Source organism: Helicobacter apodemus (genome assembly GCF_003097575.1).
GTDB lineage: Bacteria > Campylobacterota > Campylobacteria > Campylobacterales > Helicobacteraceae > Helicobacter_D > Helicobacter_D apodemus.
In genome coordinates this window covers 423,194-448,514 of the sequence record NZ_CP021886.1, presented here as the reverse complement: position 1 = coordinate 448,514, position 25,321 = coordinate 423,194, and the positions used below count along the sequence as shown (strand labels likewise).

Below are 25,321 nucleotides of genomic sequence, written 5' to 3'. Positions count from 1 at the left end.
AATGACTGCTTTATTAAGTGTGAGTGATAAAACCAATATAATTTCTTTTGCAAGGGAGCTAATAGCAATAGGGTATGAGATTATATCTACAGGTGGAACTTTGAAAACCTTGCAAGAAGAAGGGATAGAGGCTATAGAAGTGAGTAGTTATACGCAAAGTCAAGAGATGTTTGGTGGGAGAGTTAAGACCCTTCATCCTAGAATTGCTGGTGGGATTTTATATCGGAGGCAAAATAGTGAAGATGTTAAAATCGCTAAAGAATATGGGATAAGGGATATTAATCTTGTCTGTGTTAATCTCTATCCTTTTAAACAAACTATACAAAGAACTGATGATTTTGAAGAGATTATAGGAAATATTGATATTGGTGGTCCTACCTTGCTTAGAGCAGCTGCTAAGAATTTTCAATCCGTATTGGTAGTTAGTAACCCTAGTGATTATGATTTTATTATTGAAGCCTTAAAGAGCCATCAAAATACTTTAGTCTTGCGTCAAAAAATGATGATAAAGGCTTATGAACATACCGCAAGTTATGATGTAATGATTGCTAATTATATGAATAAAACTTTTAAAGAGGGATTTGGGGATATGCATTTTTTAGCCGGAAAGCTTGTGGGTAAAACCCGCTATGGTGAGAATCCTCATCAAAAAGGAGCGTATTATGAATGGGAGGATTTTTATTCTAAAAACTTTAAAACCTTAAAAGGAGAACTAAGTTTTAATAATCTTACAGATATTAATAGTGCTGTAAAGATCGCTTCAAATTTTGGAGAAAGTAAAGCGGTATGTATTGTAAAACACGGCAATCCTTGTGGATTTGCTATAAGTGATACTTTATTGGATTCTTATAGGCAAGCTTTAAGATGTGATAGTATTTCTGCTTATGGCGGTGTTGTCGCTGTTAACGGGGAAGTGGATTTAGCTTTAGCCCAAGAAATGGGAAAAATATTCTTTGAAGTTTTGGTTGCCCCAAGTATTACTAAGGAAGCCTTAGAATTTTTAATGCCTAAGAAGAAGTTAAAGATTTTTCTTTGTGGGGAGAGGTATTTAAAACTTCCTAAAGATGCTAAAGATTTTAAACATATTGAAGGGGGATTTCTTTTGCAAGAGAGCGATGAAGTATTAAGTGATGAAGTGAAAAACGCACAATGTATGAGTATTAAAAAAGCCACTAATACACAAATGCAAGACTTAGAAATTGCCTATAAAATCGCTGCACTTGTAAAGTCTAATTGCGTAGTTTATGTGAAAAATCGTGCTATGGTAGCTATTGGGATGGGTATGACAAGCCGTGTTGATGCGGCAAAAGCTGCTATTATTAAAGCTAAAGAAATGGGGATAGATTTACAAGGTTGTGTTTTAGCTTCTGAAGCCTTTTTTCCTTTTAAAGATAGCATACAAGAGGCTTATAAAGCAGGTGTTAGTGCAGTAATTGAACCTGGTGGAAGTGTTAGAGATGAGGAAGTTATAGCTTGTGCTAATGAGAATAATATGGCACTTTATTTTAGCCATAAAAGGCATTTTCTACATTAGGAGATTATTGGGATGTTAGGTTTGGATTGGGGTTTTATGGAAAATGCGATTCCACTTTTTACTAAGGCTTTATGGCTTACTTTGCATTTATCTTTTTGGGGTGTGATATTTTCTATTATTGTTGGGTTTTTTGTAGCTATTATTACTTATTATAAGGTTAGAGGTTTTTGTATGGTAGTTAAAGCTTATGTGGAGCTATCCCGCAATACCCCTTTGCTTATTCAATTATTTTTCCTGTATTATGGGTTGCCACAAATTGGTTGGAAGCTTGATAGCTATACTTGTGCTTTAATAGGTGTAGTGTTTCTAGGTGGGAGTTATATGGCAGAATCCTTTCGTGCCGGATTAGAATCTGTAGGCAAGATTCAACTAGAGAGTGCTAGGAGTTTGGGCTTAAATGAAATGCAACTTATTTTTTATATTGTATTGCCCCAAAGTCTTATGGTAAGTCTTCCTTATATTGGTGCTAATGCAATTTTTTTGCTAAAAGAAACTTCTGTGGTAAGTGCTATTGCTTTAGCCGATGTTTTCTATGTAACTAAAGATTTATTAGGAAGTTATTATAAAAGTAGCGAAACTTTATTATTGCTAGTTCTTTGTTATTTGGTGGTTTTGTTGCCATTATCCCTTTTGTTTTATGCTTTAGAGAAGCATTATAAGAAGATTATAGGTTAAATGGAATTTTTTTTAGATTGGCAAATAATAAAAAGAATCTTAGAAGGGATAGGGATTACCTTTTTAATTGCTTTTAGCTCCATCTTTTTTTCTTGTGTTTTTGGGTTTGTTTTGGGTTATTTGATGACTTTGCCCTCTAGGGTTTTGAGCTTTTTGTGTCGTTTTTATTTAGAAAGTATTCGTATTATCCCCATCCTTGCTTGGCTTTTTATTGTTTATTTTGGGTTTTCTTTTCTTTTTAACTTAAGTGCTATAGAGGCTTGTATTATTGTTTTTAGTCTTTGGGGTATTGCAGAGATGGGGGATTTGGTGCGTGGAGCTATATCAAGCCTTCCTAAACACCAAAGTGAAAGCGGCAGAGCTTTAGGGTTAAGTGAGATGCAAATCCAAATTTTTATTATTTTTCCACAAACCCTAAAAAGGCTTTTACCTCCTCTAGTTAATCTTTTTACGCGGATGATTAAAACGACACCATTAGCTGCTTTAATTGGGGTGAGTGATATGCTAAAAGTTGGGCAACAGATTATTGAGGTGAATATTATTGATTATCCCCAGGCAAGTTTTTGGGTTTATGGTGGGATTTTCTTGTTGTATTTTTTACTTTGTTATCCTTTGTCTTTTGTTAGTCGTATTTTAGAAAGAAAATTTGCATAAGGGGGAGAATGGCTCATCATTTAAGTAATGAAGTTTTATTAAGCATTGAGAATTTAACCAAGAAATTTGGCGAGACTTTGATTTTAGATAATATTTCTTTAGAAATAAAAAAGGGTGAAGTATGTGCGATTTTGGGTCCAAGTGGTTGTGGAAAAAGCACATTTTTGCGTTGTATTAATGGATTAGAAAATATAAATGGGGGAAAGATTTATTTTAAAGGAGAGGACATTACCTTAGTAGAATGGAGAAAAATTAGAGAAAAAATAGGTATGGTTTTTCAAAATTATGAGCTTTTTCCGCATTTAAATGTATTAGAAAATGTTATTTTAGCTCCCCTTAAGGTGCAAAAAAGGAGAAAAGAAACGGTGGTTTCTGAAGCATTGAAACTTTTAAAACGCGTTGGTTTAGAACAAAAACGAGACTTTTATCCTCGGACATTAAGTGGAGGACAAAAGCAAAGGGTAGCTATTGTTCGCTCTTTATGTATGAATCCTGAAATAATGCTTTTTGATGAAGTAACAGCATCTTTAGATCCTGAAATGGTCAAAGAAGTTTTAGAGGTAATTAGAGAGTTAGTAAAAGAGGGTATGACGATGATTTTAGTAACTCACGAGATGAGATTTGCAGAAAATGTTGCGGATAGGATTGTTTTCTTTGATAAGGGAAAGATAGAGGAAATAGCTTCGCCTAAGGAGTTTTTTACTAATCCAAAGAGTGAGAGAGTTAAGAGATTTTTAAATATTTTTGAATTTTGATAAGAAAAAAATATATAGAAGTAAGTGTATTTTTTGAATATAATTAGGGTGTAAGGAATCTAATACTTAAAGGAATAAATATGAAAAAAATAATTTTGCTTGTTAGTTTAATATTGGGCTTTTACCTCATAGGTTGCACTAATCAAGGAGGGAATACTTTAGAATCATTTAAAAAGAAAGATGTTATCACCATTGGGGTTTTTAGCGATAAGCCTCCTTTTGGGTTTATTAATAAAGAGGGACAAAATGATGGCTTTGATGTTTTGATTGCTAAACAAATTGCTAAAGATTTGTTAGGGGATGAATCTAAAGTTAAATTTGAATTAGTTGAGGCTGCTAGTCGTGTAGAATTTCTAAAAAGCGGAAAAATCGATATTATTATGGCAAACTTCACAAAAACAAAAGAAAGAGAAGAAGTGGTTGATTTTGCTACTCCTTATATGAAAGTAGCTTTAGGCGTGGTATCTTTAGGAGGTGCTATTACTTCTATTGAGGATTTAAGAGGTAAAAAACTTATTGTGAATAAAGGAACAACTGCGGACTTTTATTTTAGTAAAAATCATCCTGAAATTGAGCTTTTAAAATTTGACCAAAACACAGAAGCTTTTTTGGCATTAAAAAATGCTAGAGGTGATGCTTTAGCTCACGATAATTTATTAGTATTTGCGTGGACTAAAGAAAATCCTGAATTTGCAGTAGGGATTGAAAAGCTAGGTGAAGAGGATGTTATCGCTCCTGCAGTAAGAAAGGGTGATAAAGAATTATTGCAATGGTTGAATAAAGAAATAGAAACCTTAAATACTAATGGTTTTATGAAAGAAGCTTATGAAAAAACTTTAGCCCCCATTTATGGAAGCGATAAAATAGATTCTGTGCTTTTTGTAAAATAAAATAAGCATTTTTTCTTTCTACTTTATGTAGAAAGAGTTATTTAATTGTATTTATAACAATGCAAATAATAAACTATTAGAAAGCTCCATATTGGAGTAATTGCTTTAAGTGATTATTCTTAAAATTATTTTAATACAAGGTGATATAAGAATTTTTCAATAATTGGAGAATAAATTGTTGCAGGAAATTACTAAATCTCATAATATTTTTGTATCCATTATGTAACATAAAAAAGTATTCTAATGGTTATGTCTATTGATACACAAAAAAACAATTAATGTGGGATAAGACAACTATAGTCTATTTTAGATATAAACTTTATGATATTATCGTTTAAGCGATATTTGGGATATGTTAATAATAAAGAAGTTTTAGCGGGTTTATCTGGGTTTATAGCTTATTTTACTTTTGCAAAGATGATTTAAAAAGCAATTTTGGCATTGTGGTTTTAGGGATTTACAGGTATATCTACCAAAGAGAACCATAGCTTGATGGAGTGTGCTAAGATTATCCTTAAAGGCTTTTGTTAAATCTTCTTCTGTTTGTAAAGGTGTGTTGGCTTTGCTTAATCCTAAACGATGAGAAACCCTAAAAACATGAGTATCTACAGCTATAAAATTAGCCTCTTTAGATTCAATTAAAACAACATTTGCAGTTTTTTGTCCAACACCCGATAAGCTTTTTAATGATTCCCTATCTAGGGGTATTTCACCTTGAAAATTTTGATAAACTTCCTCTGCCATTGCTTTAAGGTTTTTGGCTTTATTGTTGAAAAATGAACAAGTTTTAATAAGTTCTTTTATTTCTTCTATATTAGCGTCTTTAAGTGAGAGAATATCGGGATATTTTTTAAAAAGTGCTGGAGTGATAAGATTGACGCGTTTATCTGTGCATTGAGCAGAGAGCATTACAGCAATGAGTAGCTCATAGTCATTGGTATAGTTTAATTCTGTTTTAGCGTTTTTATAATGTTGTAAAAAAAGCGATTTTATTTCTTGGATTTGTTTTTTGGTGGCTTTTTGCATAAATTTCCTTTATTTGATGGATTCATCTTTTGTTTTATTAAAAATTTCAAAAGGCGAAACAATAACACGTTTTAAGGCATTAAAAGGAGAGAGAAGAATATCTTGCGTAACTTGGGTTTGGATAATAGGGTTTTCTGAAGTCCCCTGTATTTTAAAATTTGTATAAATTTTGCCTTCTTTGCCTAGCAAGATGTAATTTACAAGCGGAATTTTGTTGATAATGTTGCTTAAAGATTTTGCGGTAATAAGTTGTGCATAAAAATCAAGATTATTATTTTTTAAAGAAAGAATGCCTTTTCCTTTAATATCAATAGAGCTGCCATTGAGTTCAAGGGCTTGTATAGCAAGAAATTCCTCATTAAGACCAAATTGAATAGTTCCATTTTTTACATAATACCCATCTTGATTAAACCCCGGGTTTTTAAGGCTTAATAATGCAGGAATAGTATCAATAAAAGCCATAAGGTTTTGGAGAATATTTAATTCATTGATGGCAGTATTAGATAACTTTATTTCACCTATTAATGTTCCTTGAGAATTTGTGTTGGCATTTAAGAAAAATCTTCCTTGATGAAAAGCATTTTTTTTGATAAAAGTATTAACAAATTCATCCCCAAATTCTCTAGCATCAATGGTATAAAAATCATTTTTTTTATACAAATCTGCCACGCCATTTTTATACCTCAAGACCCCCTTTATTTCATCATCTACTATCGAAAATGAAAAATAATCACCCAAGAGTAGCTTATCTTTAAAAAGGATATTAGAGTTTTCTCCTTCAATAATTAATGGAATATCATTAAGGATATGATTAGAAAAATGTGTAGGGTCAATAAATAAAGCAATATTTTTAAGATTAAGATTTTTAGACTGCTTGGAGCTATGGAATTTAAAGGTATTATCAATGTTTTGAATCGTAAAACTTGTTGGATGATAATCTAAAAGTAAATGCAAAGAATTCCAAGGTTTATTGGTAGTTTTATCAAGCAAGAAAGGTTGGTTAGATTGGATCTTTAAATCCCCCTTGAAAGATTCAAAGTCTTGTGTGGAGATTTTAACTTTCCCGCCTTGTAAATAATAATTTTGCAAAAATTTAGAAAAAGGGAGGAAGAAAACAATATCTTGAAAGTTAAAACTATAAGAATCGCTAAGTGTGGCTTCAAAAGATAATGTTGGGAGCGAAAGAATAGTTTTATCTTTTTGTTTAAAATCTACATTAAAGGGGAGTTTTTGATTTTGTATAAACAATAATTCTGGTAATTTGTCAGATAATAAAAGAAAGTCAATTGTTAAATCTCCGCTTAAGTTTTTGTTATCTGTGTTGATAATAAAGTTTGTATCAGTTTTTAAAAGATTTTCATATTGGGTGTTTTTTGTTTCTATATAAATAAGTTCATTATCAAGTTTGACTTGAATATCTTCAGAGGTTAAAGGCATAGCATTGATTAGAGTTTTTGCATTTTTGGCAGTAAAGAAGCCTTTTGTTTCTATAGAATGTGTGATTAAGTCAATCCCTAAATAAAGATTAGTTTTGATTTTTGTCTCGGGCAGGGCAATAGGTAGAGAGATATTATAAGTTTGTAAAAGGTTTAAAATAGTTGAATCTAAAATGGTATCTGTGGCAATATTAATTTGTAAAAAAGGATTTGTTGTAAGGTTTTTTAAGACAACTTGGCTACCATTTAGGGAGTGATTTTGGTAGTTAGGATTACTAGGGTAGAATTCTAAAGCGTTGTTTTTAAAGATAATTTGAAGATTTTTGGCGTGAATGGGTGGGAGGTTAGGGTGAAAAGTGATATGTGTATTGTTTGCTTCTAAGGAGACATAAAGATTTTTAAGCGAATTTTCTAAAAGATTTTTACTTTTTAAAGGAATGCTAACTAAAAAGTCGTGAATCTTTATATCGGTAGCAGAATAGTTATCAAATACCCAAGCATCTACAAGCGGATTTTGTATTTTAGGGAGAATAGGGCGTAAAAATTTAATATTTTCAAAAGTGGTGCTAGAGCCAGTAAGTAAGAGGTTATTTAAAGTGCTATTGATTTGTAAATGAACGCTTGCTAGAGTGCTGTAGTTTTGGGACTCTAAGAAATCTAATTTTCCCACAAGTTTTAAAGATTGTCTCCTTAAATTATATTCCCCACTTCCTTGATAGTAGATATTATAAGGCTTTAAATAGAGATCTTGAATTTCAATAAGGATTTTAGAAGATTCTTCATTAAGATTAAGTTTTGCATAAACTTCAGGGAGGTTAATCGTAAAATTATTTCCGTCGTAGAATAAATTTGCTTGATAATCTTCAAAAAGTATTGTTTCAATACTAATTTCTTGAAAGTATTGTAAGACTAAATGAATATTTTTTGCATATTGGATTTGTTGTTTAATATCAAAAGTTTTATGATTTGTAGAATCTATACTCGTTAGATTAAGGGTTTGGAGTTGCACAATTAATTTTTTATCTAACTTTAGATACAATCCCTCAAGCTTTACTCCAGCAATTTCAAATTGATGAATCCTTATTCCATTATAAAGAAAGGCATAGAGTGTTATGAGTATCCCAATAAAAAATGTAAAAAACAAAATTTTTTCTAATGTTCTTATTGATAGTTTTTTCATTTTACTAATTGTCTTGTGTTTTTATTTGCAAATTCCAATGAGTTCTAGCAAAGTGGTTTATATTCCACAAGGAGGAACAAATGAAATTATAGCATATTTAAGAAAAAATAATTTTGACTTAATAAAAATTGATACATATATTTTACGATTCTTAGGGCATATTCAAAGTGGTTGGTTAGATATTGGTAGGACACAATTAACTAAAGGGGAATTTTTATATTTAATAACAAAATCAAAGGCGCTCTTAGAGGATATTACGCTTATTCCCGGAGAGACTTTGTATTTTTTTATCAAAGATTTAACACTTCAATTAGGGCTTGATGAAAAAAAGTTGCATTTAGCCTATAAAGAATATGCACCTTATATTGATGGGGTGATTTTAGCAAATACTTATAAGATACCAAAGGGCATTAGCGAAAAACACTTAATGTATTATCTTGTTAATACTTCTTTAAAAGAGCATCAAAAATGGGCAATAAGATTTTTAGGTGAATATGATGAGAAACAATGGTTTAGATATATAACACTTGCTTCTATTATCCAAAAAGAATCCGCTAACAATGAAGAAATGCCTTTGGTATCCGCAGTTATCCATAATCGTTTAAGGTTGAAAATGCGTTTGCAGATGGATGGCACATTAAACTATGGTAAATATTCTCATACAAAAGTTACTCCTGAAATGATACGAAATGATACAACCTTTTATAATACTTATCGCTATGATGGGATTCCACAAGCACCTGTTGGAAGTGTGAGTTTTAAAGCAATTCAAGCTGCTATATTTCCTGCAAATGTCGATTATCTCTATTTTGTAAGAAATAAAAGTGGTGTGCATTCTTTTTCTAAGAGTTATCAAGAACATTTGCAGCATTTTTCAAAATAACAAAAAAATTTAAATAATAAGATTTATTTAAGGTAAAATGATTGACAATACTAATACATAAAGTTAAATAAATCTTTGCTTTTTACAAAAAATTGCAAAATTTGTTTTGTCTTCTTAAGGATATATAAATTTATGGAACGAGTTAAAAAGGTCGGAATTATAGGTGCAGGTCATGTGGGTTCTACTTTAGCCTTTATTTTATCTGCCACAACCCCCTATGAAATTGTTTTGCAAGATAAGGATAAAGACAGAGCTAGAGGTATGCTTTTAGATATGTTTCAAGCTTCTTGCATAGGTGTCAATTTTACAAAATTAGGAGTCATTGCTTCCCCTAAGGATTTGCAAGGTTGTGATGTTGTTGTAATAACAGCAGGTTCTCCAAGATTACCCGGAATGAGTAGGAGTGATTTGTTATTTGCTAATGCTAAAGTTGTTGGTGAGATTTCAAATCATATTAAAGAGAATGCACCAGAAGCCATTGTTGTGCTTGTAACAAACCCTCTTGATGCTATGGTTTATACCGCCTTAAGAGAAACAGGATTTAATCCAAGACAGATTTTAGGTATGGCTGGTGTGTTAGATAGTGCTAGAATGGCAAGTTTTATTTTTGATAAGATTCGTTGTGCTCAAGGACAAATTGTGGCTCCTGTTATGGGAGGACATGGTGATGATATGGTTCCCCTTCCTAGATTTTCTACAGTTAATGGTGTGCCACTTAGTGAATTGCTTAGTCAAGAAGAAATTGATGAAATTATTAAGAGGACTAAAAATGCAGGAGCTGAGATTGTATCTTGCTTAAAAAATGGTTCTGCTTATTTTGCACCTGCAAAAGCTACAGCAGAAGTGGTGCGAGCTATTATGAGTGACAGCCATAAAATTTTGCCTTGTGCTACTTTTTTGCAAGGGGAATATGGTTATACTAATGTAGTAGCTGGTGTGCCTGTGGAACTTGGTATTAATGGAGTTGAAAAGATTGTAGAGTTAAAACTTAATGAAGTAGAAAAAAAGCAATTTGATAAATCTATACAATCTGTTTTAATTCTCATTAATGAATTAAATAAAAATTATTTTTGAATCTATTTTTGAGGAGGCACATAATTTAAAAATATCGGCTTGAAAATGGATTTTGGTTTTTAAATATTATAATTTAAGGAGTTACGAAATGGGATTATTAAAGGCACCGGAAAATACTCCGGTTTGGGTTAATGAAAGTCGTTGTAAAGCTTGTGATTTATGTGTATCAGTATGTCCTAGTGGAACTTTGGGTATGCAGTTAGACGAACATAAAGTTTTGGGAAAAATTGTTAAGGTTATTCATCCTGAAAGTTGTATTGGTTGTATGGATTGTGAGTTGCATTGTCCGGATTTTGCGATTGCTGTTGCGGATAAAAAAGAATTTAAATTCGCAAAACTAACAGAAGATTCTAAGCAAAGAGCAGAGGCAATTAGAGCTAATGGTTTTATGGTTCTATAAGGAGTAATAAGTGAGTAGAGAAATAATTTCAAGTGGAAATGAATTAGTGGCACACGCAGCCATTGATGTAGGCTGTAAATTTTTTGGTGGTTATCCTATTACACCCTCTAGTGAAGTAGCACACGAAATGAGTGTGTTATTGCCAAGAGAAAATGGGAGTTTTATCCAAATGGAGGATGAAATTGGCGGGATTTCTGTAGCACTTGGAGCAGCAATGAGCGGTGTAAAATCAATGACTGCTACTTCAGGTCCTGGAATTTCCTTGAAATCCGAACAAATCGGATTAAGCTTTATGGCAGAAATACCTTTAGTGATTGTTAATGTAATGCGTGGAGGACCATCAACAGGATTGCCAACGCGTGTAGCACAAGGTGATATTGCCCAAGCAGCTCATCCATCACATGGTGATTTTCAATCTATTGCCTTATGTCCGGGTAGTTTAGAAGAGGCATATACAGAAACAGTCCGTGCTTTTAATTTAGCAGAAAAGTTTATGACCCCAGTATTTTTATTGCTTGATGAAACCTTGGGGCATATGCACGGTAAAGCTACAGTGCCAGATTTAGCAGAGATTCAAAAAAGTATTATAAATCGTCGTATTTTTAATGGAGACAAGAACGATTATAAGCCTTATGGGGTTAAACAAGATGAATCTGCTATTTTAAATCCTTTTTTTCAAGGATATCGCTATCATATTACAGGATTGCACCACGGACCTACCGGGTTTCCTACTGAAGATGCTGTGCTTTCACAAAACTTAATTGATAGACTTTTTAATAAAATTCTTAGTAAAAGGAATGAAGTTGTAGCTTATGAGGAATATAAGTTAGATGAAGCTGAAATTTTATTAATTGCCTATGGTTCTACTTCAAGAAGTGCTAAGGAGGCGGTAGATAGATTGCGTGAAAGTGGTATCAAAATAGGGCTTTTTAGACCTATTACAATTTGGCCTTCGCCTAAAGAGGAGCTAGAGAAGCTTGGCAAAAGATTTAATAAAATCCTTGTAGCAGAGCTAAATAAAGGACAATTTTTAGTAGAAGTTGAACATATTATGAAAAAGGAAGTAGACTTTTTAGGTAAGGCAAATGGACGCCCACTATCCCCAACAGAAATAATTAATAAGGTAAAGGAGTTATAAAATGGCATTTAATTATGATGAATATTTAAGAGTGGATAAAATGCCGACACTTTGGTGTTGGGGTTGTGGTGATGGCATTATTTTAAAGGCTGTTGTGCGGGCCATTGATAAGCTTGGTTGGAATATGGATGATGTTTGCTTGGTAAGCGGAATTGGCTGTAGCGGTCGTATTTCTTCTTATGTAAATTGCAATACCGTGCATACTACACACGGCAGAACCTTAGCTTATGCCACAGGGATTAAATTAGCAAATCCTACTAAAAAGGTCATTGTTGTAGGGGGTGATGGTGATGGTTTAGCTATTGGTGGAAACCATACTATTCACGCTTGTAGGAGAAATATTGATATTAATTATGTTTTGATTAATAATTTTATTTATGGTTTGACAAATTCCCAAACTTCACCAACAACACCACAGGGAATGTGGACTGTAACTGCACAATATGGCAATATTGATCCTACTTTTGATGCTTGTAAATTAGCAGAAGCAGCTGGAGCAAGTTTTGTAGCTAGAGAGTCGGTTTTAGATCCTAAAAAAATGGAAAAAGTCTTAGTGGAGGGATTTCAACACGAGGGTTTTAGCTTCATTGATATTTTTAGTAACTGCCATGTTAATTTAGGTAGAAAAAATAAAATGGGTGAAGCAGTTGATACGCTTAAATGGATTGAAAACCTTATTGTTTCTAAGAAAAAATATGATGCTTTAGAAGAATCGGAAAAAAATCAAAAATATCCAACAGGAATTTTACACCATAACCCTGATGCAATAGAGTATTGTAAGGCTTATAAGCAAGTGCAAGAAAAGGCACAGGCTAAAAAGGGGGGTGCAAAATGAGAAGACAGCTTCGCTTTACAGGAGTTGGTGGGCAGGGAGTTTTGTTAGCAGGGGAAATATTAGCAGAAGCACAAATTAAAAATGGCGGATATGGTGTTAAAGCTGCTACTTATACCTCTCAAGTTCGTGGTGGTCCTACCAAAGTTGATATTTTGCTTGATGATGATGAGATTTTATACCCTTATGCGAATGAAGGCGAGGTAGAGTTTATGTTATCTACCGCCCAAGTAAGCTATGACCAATTTAAGGGGGGGTTAAAAGAGGGTGCAACGATTGTGATTGAGCCTAATTTAATAACACCCAGTGAGGAAGATAAGCAAAAGTTTAAAATTTATTCTATCCCTATTATTACAATAGCAAAAGAAGAGGTAGGTAATGTAGTTACCCAATCTGTGGTTGCTTTAGCTATTACTGTAACTTTGACAAAATGTGTAGAGAGAAATTTAGTCTATGAGACAATGATTAGTAAGGTTCCTGCTAAAGTTATTGATCTTAATAAAAAGGCTTTTGAAATTGGCGAAAAATATGCTAATGAGGCTTTAAGCAAAGGCTCTTCCAAGTAAAACTAGCTTTTGCTAGTTTTACTAAAAATACAAAATTATGTTGCTATAACTTCCAAAATTAACAAATCCCAACAATTTAAATTAAACTTCAATATATATTAATAAGTATAATGAAATGTTTAAAAAAATATTGACTTTTATAAGGTATTAGGAGTAGAATAAAACCCAAAGTTATATTTGAAAAGCTAAAGTAAAGGTTTTTGATGGGATTGCCAAATTCATCTCCTAGAGGTCATTTATTATTAGACAAGAAATATTTAGCTTATAATGAGCAATTAGATTTTTTAAGTCAAATACAAGAAATTGTTGATGATTTTATACTTGAAGATACAAAGAGCATTACCATTAATAACCAAATAGCTTTAATATACACTAGTGATGATGGAGAGATGCCCTCTATTGTTAAGCATTTTGGGAAAGATTTAGAAAGTGATTTTGAAGTTTTTTATTTAGATATTGCAAAGATTGCTAGTGTTAATGGGGGATTTGGGAATTTTACCGCTAAGATGGAGAATGAGGAAAATATCTCCTTTGCACAAGCTGTCGTGTTTGTTTATGAAGAGAATTTATTGCGATTTAGGGGAATTTATAGTGTAGCAGATTTTGACAATCCTCAAAGTTTAATGGTTTATCTTAAAGAAAATCTTGGAATATATAGCTATAAAGAGGTTATTAGTTTTAAAAATGAAATTTGTCAATATTATCATCGCCGTGATAAGCATTGTTCCAAATGTGCTCAAATTTGCCCTACTTTTGGAGTGGGGGCTAATGATAGCTTAATGGAGCTTGTTTTCTCTCCTATAGACTGCACTGCGTGTGGATTATGTGTAGGGGTATGCCCTACAGGTGCTTTAGAATATGAAGAGATACCCAAAGAAGGTTTAGAGGAGATTATAGATCTTTATGAAGATAAAGTGATTTTCTTGTGTGATTATCAAGGTTATGAAAATTTAATTAGACAAAATTTTATATTACCCAGTTCCTTAACTCCTTTAGTTTTACCCAATTTAACATTTTTAAATGAAAATGATTTGATGAGTATGTTGCAAACAAGTGGGAATGAGATATTGATTTTTATGCAAGATTTAGAAAATCAATGGATTGAGAGTGTAGTAGATTTTGTTAAATCTATCACTATGCAAATTTATACAAAAAATGCGATTTATTATACAGACAATGTAGAGGAGATTTATCAAAGAGCTACAGAAATTCAGTCCTTTGAGAAATATTTGTACAAGAATCGCTACAATAAGCCCCATAGAGAATCTTTTGCTCAACGTCTGCAATATATGATTAAGGATAAAGATTTTGGCATAGCTAAGAGTATAGCACCTGTTTTTTATGGAAATATTAAGGTAGATTCTACACGATGCACATTATGTCTCTCTTGTGTAGGAGCCTGTAATGTTAATGCAATTTTTGCTAAAGAGGACGATTTTTCTTTGCGATTCAATCCTTCTATTTGTACTACCTGTGGTTATTGCGTAACTTCTTGTCCAGAGAATGTTATGGACCTAAGTAGGGATGGGTTAGAGCTTAATAGGGAATATTTTAAAAGCAAGGAACTCGCTAAAGATGAGCCTTTTAAGTGTGTAGAGTGCGGAAAAGTTTTTTCGACTAAAAAATCCATTGATAAAGTTTTTGCGATTCTAAGTTCTGCTTTTGCTTCTGATGAGAAAAAGTTAAAAACACTCCAGTGCTGTCCAGATTGCAAAGTAAAAGTAATGTTTGGAGGACTTTAATGCTTCATTTGACTAAAGAAGAACAGCAAAATATTCAAAATGCCAGAAATCTCTATTATGATTTTTTTAATGGGTTTTTTGTGTATGAACTCATTGAGGGGAGATTGGAAACTTCCCAAAAACAGATTTTGATTTTGAAGCAATCTTTATTGGAAGAATCTTTAGATGAAAGTCTTAGCTATTTACAAGAAGAAATAAAAAATAATGGTATGCAAGGCTTTAAACAAGAGCATACACAAATGTTTGCTCTGCCCTTTGATGGGAAGCAAGTTGGCATTCATCTTTCCCATTATTATGAGAATTGTATCGGCGGTGAGAGTTTATTAACAATGCGTTCATTGGTTAAACAAAGTGATATTCGTCTCAATAGAGATCGCTTCAAAGATACTGAAGAGCATATAGGATTTTTATTTGGATTTATAGGTTATCTTATTCAGAATAATCAAGATTCTTTAGCTAAAGAGGTTTTTTTGTTTTCTCATAATGCTTTTTTGGGTTTATGCAGGGAATTACAAGAAAGGGGAGATTCTAAGCTGTATTTGCATTTAGCCTTGCTTTTGGAATCTTTTTTGAAATTTGAAAAAGAGTTTTACCATTAAAGATAGTTTGACTAAGGCTTTTTCAAAAAGTCTTAGTGGGATTATCCCAAATCTTAGGATAGGAGTAAATATGCAAAAAAGTAGGCGTGAGTTTTTGAAAAATGCCACCAAGACTTCTGTAGCTGTTGCTGGTGTTGGTGTTGTATTGGCAGGATGTAGTAAAAATACACCTAATGAGAATGTTGTACAAGGCAAGTCTCCTAAAGAGGAAATTCTTTACCAAAAAAGTAAGCAATGGGATTTGTATTATTCTGTTGCAAAATAAGAAAGGAAGCAAAATGAGTGAAACAATGAGAAGGCGCAATACAAGACGTGCGTTTTTAAAAATGACTGCTCTTGGTAGTTTGGTGGGTGCTAGTAATGTCTTTGGTGCAGATACATCAAAGACGATGCGTTCTGCTACACAGCAAGAATTACAGGAAAAATATCCTAATTCACAAAAAATAAAAACAATTTGTACCCATTGTTCTGTTGGTTGTGGGGTTATTGCTGAAGTGGTTGATGGTGTTTGGGTACGTCAAGAGGTAGCTCAAGATCATCCTATCTCTCAAGGTGGGCATTGCTGTAAGGGTGCGGATTTAATTGATAGGGCGAGGAGTGAGACAAGATTGCGTTATCCTCTTGAAAAAGTCAATGGCAAATGGCAAAGAACAAGCTGGGATGAAGCAATGGATAAAATCGCTTCTAAGTTAAGTGCTATTAGGGAAGAGAGCGGTCCTGATGCGGTAATGTGGATAGGAAGTGCTAAAATTTCTAACGAGCAAGCCTATTATTTCCGTAAATTTTCCGCATTCTTTGGAACAAATAATATCGACCATTGTAATAGAGTTTGACATTCCCCAACAGTTGCCGGTGTGGCAAATACATTTGGGTTTGGTGGAATGACAAACCATATTGGTGATATGATGTTTTCAAAATACATTTTTATCATCGGAGCTAATCCTGCGGTGAATCACCCTGTTTCAATGGTGCATATTTTGCGTGCAAAAGAGGCGGGAGCTAAGATTGTTGTTGTAGATCCGCGTTTTACTAAAACGGGTGCAAAAGCCGATGAATATTATAGGATTCGTAGCGGGACAGATATAGCCCTTATTTATGGTATGCTCAATCATATTATAAAAAATAATCTTTATGATAAGAAGTTTCTTGAAGATCGTGTATATGGCTATGAAGAGATTATTAAAGAAGCAATGCGATATACTGTTGAGGAGGCAAGTAATATCACAGGGATTCCTGTTAAGGATATTATCCATATTGCAGAGGAAATGGCAGCAGCAAAACCTGCAAGCTTGATTTGGAATCAAGGATTAACGCAACATACCGTTGGAACTAGCAATACCCGTATTATGCCAATTTTGCAAATGTTTTTAGGGAATATGGGTAAAAATGGTGGAGGCGTGAATATCTTAAGGGGACACGATAATGTACAAGGTAGCTCGGATATGGCAGCAAACCCTGATGTATTACCCGGTTATTATAATTTAAGTGAAACTTCTTGGAGACATTTTGCGAAGCATTGGTATGTAGATTATGATTGGCTAGTTTCTCGCTTTAAGAATAAAACAATGATGGAAACAAGGGGTTATGCGCATTCAACTTGGAAGTTTGGTGTTTTAGATGATGAAAATATCCAAAACAATGGAGGAACAAAACTTCGTGCCTTAGTAGTTATCGGTTCAGGTATGACTTCAGTTTCTTTGCTTGATTTACAAAAGAAAGCAATGGATAAATTAGATCTTATAGTTTTTGTTGATCCTTATGTGAATGATTTAGCTATTTATAGTGATAGAGATAATGATCTTTTCTTGCTTCCAGCAGCTTCTCAAATGGAAAGTTCTGGTTCTGTAGCGGCAACAAATCGTAGTTATCAGTGGCGTTCTAAAGTTATGGAACCTCTATTTGAATGTAAAGAAGATCAAGAAGTGCTTTTTGAATTTGCTAAGAGATTTGGCTTTTTAGAGGAGTTCCAAAGAAGCCTTTATGAAAATGCCAAAAAAGAAGGAAGAAGTGAGTTTATATGGCCTGAAGATGCGACAACAGAATTAACACAAAGTGTTCGCTCTATTGGATTGCAAGGTATGAGCTATAAGCGTTTAAAAGCTCATCAAGAAAATTGGCATATGTTTGATAAAGTTACTCTTGAAGGAAAGGGTCCTTTTAAAGGAGAGTATTATGGGCTTCCTTGGCCTTGTTGGAGCGATAAGCATCCCGGAACACCAGTATTTTATAATGATTCCATTCCTGTAATGCGTGGGGGTATGGGATTTAGGGTAAATTGGGGAGATGTATCACCAGATGGGCAAAGTATGCTCTCTCCCCATAGATTGCCTAATGCTAGTGTTGCAGGACATTCTCCTGTTAGTGCAGCTAATGCAGAATCTTTAGGAATAAAACTTACTAAAGAAGAACAAAAGCAAGTAGAAGGAACAACTTATGCTATAGGCTTTGGAAATAATATCTTAGTCGAAAAGGCTCTTGAAGCAGGACTTTGTCCTTATGGTAATGGGAAGGCAAGGGCGGTTGTATGGAATTGGTATGATAAGATTCCTTTGCATCGTGAACCTATCCATTCTGTGCGTGGAGATTTGGTTAATAAATATCCAAACTTCCCAGATAAGCCTAATCTTTATCGGGCTAATATCAAGTATCGTTCAAGACAGATTGAAAAAGATTGGGTAAAAGAATTTCCTGTTAATTTGCTAAGTGGGCGATTGGTTGCACATATGGGGACTGGGACAGAGACAAGAAGTGCGAAATATTTAGCTGAAGTTGAAGGGGAGATGTTTGTAGAGATTCACCCTGATAAGGCTTATGAGCTTGGTATTAACGATGGTGATATGGTGTGGGTGTATGGAACTATGGGGACACGTGCTTTGATTAAAGCAAAGCTTTCTTATCGCGTAGATGTTAATAGTGTGTGGATGCCGCAAAACTTCTCTGGTTTAGAGCAGGGAAAAAATCTGCTTGACAAATATCCTCAAGGCACTGCCCCTTATGCCATTGGTGAGTCAGCTAATATGATTTCAAGTTATGGATATGACTATAATACCGCTTGTCCGGAGACAAAATGTGGTTTATGCCGTATTGAAAAAGCCTAAAGGAGGAACTTATGAGTGAAATTGAATCAAACCTTGAAAATTTTGCAAGGATTAAGTTTTATTGCGATACCAATCGTTGCATTGAATGCCACGGCTGCGATGTAGCTTGTAAAGAGGCACATCATTTGCCAATTGGCGTTAATCGTAGAAGAGTGATTTTGCTTAATGAAGGGCAAGTCGGTAAAGAAAGTGCCGTATCTATCTCTTGTATGCATTGTGCAGATGCTCCTTGTGCGCAAGTTTGCCCAGTAGATTGTTTTTATATTCGTAAAGATGGGATTGTATTGCATGATAAAAAAACCTGTATTGGTTGTGGGTATTGTTTATATGCTTGTCCTTTTGGTGCACCGCAATTTCCAAAAAATGGAGTTTTTGAAAGTCGGGGTGCTATGGATAAATGCACCTTTTGTGCAGGAGGTCCTGAAGAAACCAATAGTGAAGAAGAATATGAACTCTATGGACAAAATAGAATTGCAGAAGGAAAAGTGCCAATGTGTGCTAGCATGTGTTCGACAAAGGCTCTCTTAGCAGGAAGTGGTGAGGAGGTTTCAAATATTATTACTCATCGTGCAGCAATGAGAGGACAAAACATTCCAAATGCTGTACCAAATGTTTGGAAAACTGCTTATGGAAACTAAGGAGATTGTATGAAACTATTTCAATCTTTTTTTAGAGTTTCTGTCCTTTTTTTAGCTTTAGTAGGGGCAGTATTGGCGGCGAATACGCCAAATGCAGAGAGTGGGAAGCAATATGCGGAAACTACCCAGGGCAATAATTCTTTAATGATTAATCCTATGAATCATAAGCTTTATGGAGGTCCTGAAGTAGAATCTGTTAAATCATGGGGGATTCATTCTCCAAATTCTATAGGATGGGGAGAGATCTTTACGCTTCTACAAGGGCATTATTTCTCAACCATCTTTGCCTTAGTGATACTCTTTACTATCTTAGCCTTTTTAGGGCATTATATAGTTATAGGGCAAAAGAAGTTTAATCATGGAAGAAAGATTCGTGTATTTTCTTCTTATAACATTATCGTGCATTGGTGTGCAGCTATTCCTTTTATGATAATTGCTCTAACAGGACTTATAATGGTTTTTGGAGATAAATTAGGCGGTGGTGCTTTTGTTCGTCTTGCAAGAGATATACATGGGATTGCTACTATTGCCTTTGTCGTTTTTGGAATTTTGATGTTTTTAATGTGGGTAAAAAATGCTTTACCAAAAGCCTATGATATACAGTGGTTAATGATGATGGGAGGATATTTATCCCAAGAGAAAAGAGCTATTCCTGCGGGTAAATTTAATGCTGGACAGAAAATGTGGTTTTGGATTTGCACTATTGGTGGATTCATAATGGCAATTTCAGGTGCTTATATGTTCTTCCAATTTGCCGATATTGAAACATTAAGAATAATGGCATTAGTGCATAACGCATTAGGGTTTTTGATTATTGCTTTTTTAATTACCCATATTTATATGGCGGTTTTTGCCATTGAGGGTGCATTAAATGCTATTATAGATGGGCATATGGGCGAGGAAGAGATTGCCATTTTGCATAGTTATTATTATAAAGAAATTAATGCTTAATGGAATCCTTTTACCAAACTCTTCAAATTGATAGAATCGATGTTAATGGAAATGCTTCCATTTGCATTGATTATGTAGTTAAAGAAGAGAGGATAGCTTTCTATCTTAATGAAAAAAAACTTCTTTCAGTTATGAGCATCCCTAATGAGCAAGATTTTCATATTATTGGGTTTTTGATAAGTGAAGGAGTGCTTGAAGATGTATCAGTGATTCAAAAGCTAGAAGTTGCAGAAGATGGCAAATCAGTGCGAATGCAAGCAGAGATAGAAGAGGAAAAGTTAAGGCATCTTTTTAGAGAAAAGACATTAACCTCTGGTTGTTGTGTGGGTGTAGCAGGGAATCTAGAAGGACACATTGTAGAAAAGTTTATCCAATCTCCTTATAAAATCGGCATAAAGGAGATTTTTAAAAATCTTGAATATTTCTCTTATCCTAGCGAACTTTTTGAAAAAACAGGTTGTGTGCATAAAGCGATGTTGGTTTTAGAAAATCAAATTTTAACTTCTGAAGATATTGGGAGGCATAATGCCATTGATAAGGTTATGGGAAAGGCAGCTATGCAAGGAGTTGATCCTAGTAATGCTGTGTTGTTTGTAAGCGGAAGACTTTCTTTGGAAATGGTAGTTAAAGCGGTGATGCATAATATCCCTATTATAGTTTCAAAAGCAGCGGCTACTTATATGGGAGTAAAAGCGGCAGTACAAACTGGGGTTACTCTAATAGGCTTTGCTAGAGATAATAAAGCCAATATTTATACGCATAGTGGAAGAATCCTTTTTTAATCTTTCCATAAAATCTTAATTTTAGTAGAAAACTGCACAAAACCCGCAACTTTTATACACTTTTTAGAGAAATTTAGATATAAAGCATAAATAACGGAATAATATTATTCAGAGATTAAAAATATTGATTAAGCAAAAATATTTTAATACTAAGGAGAATAACCTATGCAAAACTCTATGCTTACACTTACAACCTTAATACCCAGCGGGGGGGGGGGCAAAATAATGCCTCATTCTACTCCTATAGAGACTATCAAGGTTAATGTTAAAGATTATGTTTTAAACTTAGATTTTAAGAGTAATGTTAAAACATTAGATTCTAAAAGTAATCCTAAACCTTTAGATTCTCAAAGTAATCCTAAACCTTTAGATTCTCAAAGTTTAAATATGAACTTTGATTATAAATATTCTAAACTTTTAAATCCTAAAGTTTTAGATTCTAATCTCAATACAAAAGCTATGAATCCTAAACCTTTAGATTCTCAAAGTTTAATCTCTCAATTATTTAATCCTAAGTTTTTAGATTCTAATTCTAATCTTAAACCTCTATACTCTAGGATTAATGTTAAAACATTAGATTCTAATCCCAAAATAAGAGATATTAATTTTAAATTATTAAATCCTAAATCTCTAAGCCCCTCTTTCCTCTCTTTAATCTGTGCGAGTGTTTTATTAACTATTCCTCATAGTATTAGTGCTAAAGATAATTGGGTAGCAATAGGTAATGATACTTTAGATACAACAACAGATACTAATGCTAATAAAGTAACAAAAGCACTTACTAATAAACAAATCTCTGCTTCACAAACTAAAGAATATAAAAACTTAGAAATTACTAATACTGGGAGTATTACTAATACAAATGCTAACTTTGCTATCAATATTCAAAATAATGCTACGATAGAGAGTATTACCAATAAAGGATTAATTAGTGGGAGTGGGAATCATAATATTAGTATTAATACAAGCTCTATCCAATCTTTTGAAAATATTGGAACCATAACTAATACTAATACTGGTAAATTTAATTTTAATATCACTCAAGGAACTATTGATAAGTTTAACAATAGTGGAATAATAGATTCTAAAGGTTATGGTATTGCTTTACAACCTAATACTACCATTACTAATTTTAACAACACAGGAACTATTCTTGCTAAAGAGACTGCTAGTAGAGATGCGGTATTTATTAATAAAGCTACCATACAAACCTTTAGTAATGAGGGATTAATTAAGAGTGAGGGTAACAGAGGAGTAGGGATTAATATTTTCAATGGGAGTAGTATAAGTAATTTTACTAATAGTGGGACGATAGGGCATTTTAGAGCATCAGGATCTACTATTACGAATTTTGAGAATAAGGGGACGATAAGTAATAAGAGGGGAGAGGGTGTTGAGATTAATGGTTCTACGATTAGTAATTTTAATAATAGTGGGACAATTAAAGGAGGGGATAGTGGTATATTCACTGCAGGAGGAACTATTAAAACCCTTATTAATAAGGGAAGTATAATTAGTGAGAGTAGCTCAGCAGCAGATGCAGGTATTAAACTACAAGGTGGAGGAACTATTGAAACTATTATTAATACAGGAACAATAAGAGCAAATAGTTTTGGTATTGCGGTAAGTAATGGTAAATTTGGAAAGCTCTCTATGCAAGATGGAGCAGTAGTGCATGGAAAATATTCAGGTATTACAGTAGCAACAAACCAAACTCTAGGAGATCTTGAAATTAGTGGAGCTAATACTAAGATTAGTGGGGGTGAAAATGGTATTTACTTAGATACTAGATCAAAAACCCAAAAAATTACTATCAAAGATGGAGCTAAGATAGAGGGAGTAGAAAGTGGAATCTGGGTTAGCGATGGTGCTAACCTTAGTGGAGATATTAACATATCAGGTGTTGGCTCTATGATAAAAGGAGGAACGAAAGCAGGTATTTTTAATGAGGATTCTAATATAACTGGTAACATCACTATATCAGATGGTGCAACTATAACCGCTACTTCAAAGAATGCTATTAGCAATTCAGGGAATGCTACCCTTAGTGGAAGTATTACCATAAGTGGTGCTAATACGAAACTAGAAGGTAATATTGTAAATAGTGGTAATGCCAATATAGGGAGTGAGATAAAGATAGAAAAAGGTGCTAGTGTTAATGGAGGATTAGTAAATAATGGTAATGCTTCTATATTAGGGAATATTACTATTGATGAGAGTAGTAAGCTTAACTCTATTACTAATACTTCAAGTAATGCTAATGCTATTACAGGAAGTATTGAAACTAAAAGTAGCACTCCTTTAGCTATTTCTAATTCTGGAAGTATTGGAGGAGATATTAAAACAGCAGGAAATGCTGAATTAAAAATTAACAATTCAGGAAGTGGTAGCATAGGAGGCTCTATCACTGCTAGTGGTAATGCCCCTATTAGTATTACTAATTCTGATAATGCAAAGGTTGCAGGAAATATTGAAGTAAGTGGAGATGCTCCTATCGTTATTAAAAACGAAGGGAATGCTACCTTACAATCAGATATTATTAACTCTGGTTCTGGAAATCTCTCCCTTAGTAATACAGGGAATGCTAGTATAGGTGCTAATATTAAAAATAATGGAAGTGGTAGTTTAAGTATAAGCAATACAGGTAAAGTTAGTGATACAACAAAAATAGAGAGTAATGGAAGTGGTAAAGTAGAAGTTGAAGAATGGTTAGTCTCTACAAATTCTCAAGGAGAGGTTAAACCTTTAGAAATAACAGGAACTAATTTAAGTGTTGTAAGTGTTTCTAATGTTACCTTTGATGCAGGAAATATTACTAATCTCTCTTCTTTAGTTCAAGATCCTAAAAATGTTATTAATATTGATACTTCTCAAGATACTACTATAAGCAATCCTGCAGAGATTAATTCTAAAGTCTTTGCTAAAGCAGAATTTAAAACCAATGATCCTAGTGTTAATGTTAATGTTGATGCTTTAAGTAAAACTCTAAGCTTTTCTGTTGATGCTGCTAAGACTTCAGCAGCAGCATTAGGAAAAACACTCATTAGTAATACCCAAGCTAGAGCAAACTTTGTAAATGCTGTAATGGGTAATGCTATGAATGCGGTGAATTTAATCCATAATCAAGGAAGTGCTAATGTGTATTCTAACTTTAATAAGGCTTATGAGGAAGGAGCTATTTATGCAAACTTTGATAATTTAGGGAGTGATGCTTTACTTAGATCTAGTGAAACTAAAGATAAGAATCATTTAGCCTTTATGCTTCCTTATATCTCTAAGAGTAATACTTCTTTAAATGGAGGATTAACTTCTAAAGGACATACTAAAGGAGTAATCTTTGGTTATAGTTATTTAAATCCTAACAATAAAGATATTTATGGGATTTATGGAGGATATGATGATTTTAGTTCTAAAACTTATCCTTCAGATATTCTAGCTTTAAATAATAGAACCTATTATGCAGGAGTTAGGTATTATCATCCTTTTAATTATAAAGATTATGAACTCTTTTCTAAATTCTCTTCACAATTTGGTTTAATACAAAATGATATTTCTGAAAGGGTAGGACAAACAGAATTTAAAGGAGAACCTAAATCTTATGCTTATGATGCTAATGTTAATATGGGGATAAATATTAAGCTTAATACTAAGCATACTTTAACTCCAGAGATAGGTTTAGGTTATAATGGAGGATATTCTAAAGCTTATACGATGAGTAATGCCATCAATACTATTACAAGACGCAATTATACCCATAAGATGAATTTATTTAAAACTAAAACCTCTCTTTCTTTTTATAGTGATTGGCATAAACATTTTAAGACTTTAGTGTATGCAGGAGTAGATTGGACTATGAATCCTAATGTAGATAATCCTAAAGGGAGATATTCTAATATAGGGTATTATGGAGGAGGAGAGAGTAAATTAGATAATTTAGAATATGCTTTAGGGACTACTTTAGTTATTCCTTTAAATGATGCTTTTTATTTCTCTTTAAATTATGGAATGAATGGGACTAAGAATACCACTATGCATACAGGGTATGGGAAGTTTAATTATATGTGGTAGGGGATTAGTTTTATTTAGTTTATCCCTTAAGTATTTTGTTTTAACTAGTATTTGTTCGTTTGGTTTAGGATTTACCATTAAAAACTTTTATCTTTTAATATCTTTGTTTAGATATTTTGTTTTTATTGATTTGTTTTATTGATTATTCTTATTTAAAAGTTTTTTAGTCTTATTTTAATCTTTTAGTTTGAAATATAAAAGAATTTTACAAAGAGTATCAAAGGAATTATTATAAAGTTTAAGAAATTCTTATTTTCTTTATAATAATTGCTTTTGGTGGGGTTGGATTTCATTTCAATGAATTATTGAAGAATAAAAAGACCCATCAAGAGCTTTTAAAGATAGGAAATGAAACTCTAAAAGAAATAGAAAAATATCGGTTCTTAAGAGTATTCTTTTA

The 25,321-nt window shown here is 33.1% G+C and carries 21 protein-coding genes; 19 read left to right on the top strand and 2 right to left on the bottom strand.

Features of this window, described 5'->3' with window-relative positions; translation table 11 throughout:
* The first annotated feature begins 1 nt into the window (after position 1).
* The 5 genes from purH to CDV25_RS02135 all read left to right on the top strand — a co-directional run bounded on the left by purH (position 2) and on the right by CDV25_RS02135 (position 4,508).
* Positions 2-1,534 (top strand): bifunctional phosphoribosylaminoimidazolecarboxamide formyltransferase/IMP cyclohydrolase, encoded by a 1,533-nt coding sequence (gene purH, locus CDV25_RS02155; RefSeq protein ID WP_108910582.1) that lies wholly within the window; start codon positions 2-4, stop codon positions 1,532-1,534.
* 12 nt (positions 1,535-1,546) lie between these two features.
* Entirely contained in the window at positions 1,547-2,209 is a 663-nt protein-coding gene (locus CDV25_RS02150; protein ID WP_239056391.1) for an amino acid ABC transporter permease, read from the top strand.
* Complete coding sequence (locus CDV25_RS02145; RefSeq protein ID WP_108910580.1) at positions 2,210-2,863, top strand: amino acid ABC transporter permease; 654 nt, start codon at positions 2,210-2,212, stop codon at positions 2,861-2,863.
* A gap of 8 nt (positions 2,864-2,871) precedes the next feature.
* A complete protein-coding gene (locus CDV25_RS02140; RefSeq protein ID WP_108910579.1) occupies positions 2,872-3,618 on the top strand; it encodes an amino acid ABC transporter ATP-binding protein in 747 nt (248 codons plus the stop codon).
* An 80-nt stretch (positions 3,619-3,698) separates the two neighbouring features.
* The gene (locus CDV25_RS02135) at positions 3,699-4,508 is read left to right on the top strand and encodes a cysteine ABC transporter substrate-binding protein (protein ID WP_108910578.1); all 810 of its coding nucleotides are present in this window, start codon (positions 3,699-3,701) and stop codon (positions 4,506-4,508) included.
* Positions 4,509-4,889: 381 nt separating this feature from the next.
* On the opposite strand, the gene nth is transcribed toward CDV25_RS02135, so the two are convergent.
* Both nth and CDV25_RS02125 read right to left on the bottom strand, forming a co-directional pair.
* Positions 4,890-5,534, bottom strand: coding sequence for an endonuclease III (gene nth, locus CDV25_RS02130; protein ID WP_108910577.1), 645 nt, complete (start codon positions 5,532-5,534; stop codon positions 4,890-4,892).
* A 9-nt stretch (positions 5,535-5,543) separates the two neighbouring features.
* On the bottom strand, positions 5,544-8,150 hold the full coding sequence (locus CDV25_RS02125) for a YhdP family protein (protein ID WP_108910576.1): 2,607 nt from the start codon (positions 8,148-8,150) through the stop codon (positions 5,544-5,546).
* On the opposite strand from CDV25_RS02125, the gene mltG reads away from it, so the two are divergent.
* From mltG to CDV25_RS02055, 14 genes are all read left to right on the top strand, one after another.
* The gene (gene mltG / locus CDV25_RS02120) at positions 8,083-9,033 is read left to right on the top strand and encodes an endolytic transglycosylase MltG (protein WP_108910575.1); all 951 of its coding nucleotides are present in this window, start codon (positions 8,083-8,085) and stop codon (positions 9,031-9,033) included. The two genes, CDV25_RS02125 and mltG, sit on opposite strands and share 68 nt — an antisense overlap.
* Positions 9,034-9,165: 132 nt before the next feature.
* On the top strand, positions 9,166-10,107 hold the full coding sequence (locus tag CDV25_RS02115; protein ID WP_108910574.1) for a malate dehydrogenase: 942 nt from the start codon (positions 9,166-9,168) through the stop codon (positions 10,105-10,107).
* Between the two features lie 88 nt (positions 10,108-10,195).
* Positions 10,196-10,507 carry a 4Fe-4S binding protein gene (locus CDV25_RS02110; RefSeq protein WP_034554981.1) on the top strand — a complete coding sequence of 104 codons (312 nt, stop codon included), beginning with the start codon at positions 10,196-10,198 and terminating at the stop codon, positions 10,505-10,507.
* A 10-nt stretch (positions 10,508-10,517) separates the two neighbouring features.
* On the top strand, positions 10,518-11,645 hold the full coding sequence (locus CDV25_RS02105; RefSeq protein ID WP_108910573.1) for a 2-oxoglutarate synthase subunit alpha: 1,128 nt from the start codon (positions 10,518-10,520) through the stop codon (positions 11,643-11,645).
* 1 nt (position 11,646) lies between these two features.
* The gene (locus CDV25_RS02100) at positions 11,647-12,480 is read left to right on the top strand and encodes a 2-oxoglutarate ferredoxin oxidoreductase subunit beta (RefSeq protein WP_108910572.1); all 834 of its coding nucleotides are present in this window, start codon (positions 11,647-11,649) and stop codon (positions 12,478-12,480) included.
* Entirely contained in the window at positions 12,477-13,043 is a 567-nt protein-coding gene (locus CDV25_RS02095) for a 2-oxoglutarate:acceptor oxidoreductase subunit OorC (RefSeq protein WP_108910571.1), read from the top strand. The genes CDV25_RS02100 and CDV25_RS02095 overlap by 4 nt, the downstream gene beginning before the upstream one ends.
* Positions 13,044-13,246: 203 nt before the next feature.
* Positions 13,247-14,785, top strand: a complete 1,539-nt coding sequence (locus CDV25_RS02090) for a 4Fe-4S binding protein (protein WP_108910570.1) — start codon at positions 13,247-13,249, stop codon at positions 14,783-14,785.
* Positions 14,785-15,384, top strand: coding sequence for a molecular chaperone TorD family protein (locus CDV25_RS02085; protein WP_108910569.1), 600 nt, complete (start codon positions 14,785-14,787; stop codon positions 15,382-15,384). The genes CDV25_RS02090 and CDV25_RS02085 overlap by 1 nt, the downstream gene beginning before the upstream one ends.
* Before the next feature lie 70 nt (positions 15,385-15,454).
* A complete protein-coding gene (locus CDV25_RS02080; RefSeq protein ID WP_108911808.1) occupies positions 15,455-15,649 on the top strand; it encodes a twin-arginine translocation signal domain-containing protein in 195 nt (64 codons plus the stop codon).
* A gap of 13 nt (positions 15,650-15,662) precedes the next feature.
* Positions 15,663-18,482, top strand: coding sequence for a molybdopterin-dependent oxidoreductase (locus CDV25_RS02075; protein ID WP_108910568.1), 2,820 nt, complete (start codon positions 15,663-15,665; stop codon positions 18,480-18,482).
* Between the two features lie 11 nt (positions 18,483-18,493).
* Positions 18,494-19,120 carry a formate dehydrogenase FDH3 subunit beta gene (gene fdh3B, locus CDV25_RS02070; protein WP_108910567.1) on the top strand — a complete coding sequence of 209 codons (627 nt, stop codon included), beginning with the start codon at positions 18,494-18,496 and terminating at the stop codon, positions 19,118-19,120.
* A 9-nt stretch (positions 19,121-19,129) separates the two neighbouring features.
* A complete protein-coding gene (locus CDV25_RS02065) occupies positions 19,130-20,071 on the top strand; it encodes a formate dehydrogenase subunit gamma (RefSeq protein WP_108910566.1) in 942 nt (313 codons plus the stop codon).
* On the top strand, positions 20,071-20,853 hold the full coding sequence (gene fdhD / locus CDV25_RS02060; RefSeq protein WP_108910565.1) for a formate dehydrogenase accessory sulfurtransferase FdhD: 783 nt from the start codon (positions 20,071-20,073) through the stop codon (positions 20,851-20,853). Before CDV25_RS02065 ends, fdhD begins: the two co-directional genes overlap by 1 nt.
* A gap of 165 nt (positions 20,854-21,018) precedes the next feature.
* Entirely contained in the window at positions 21,019-24,921 is a 3,903-nt protein-coding gene (locus CDV25_RS02055; RefSeq protein ID WP_108910564.1) for an autotransporter outer membrane beta-barrel domain-containing protein, read from the top strand.
* Positions 24,922-25,321 lie beyond the last annotated feature (400 nt).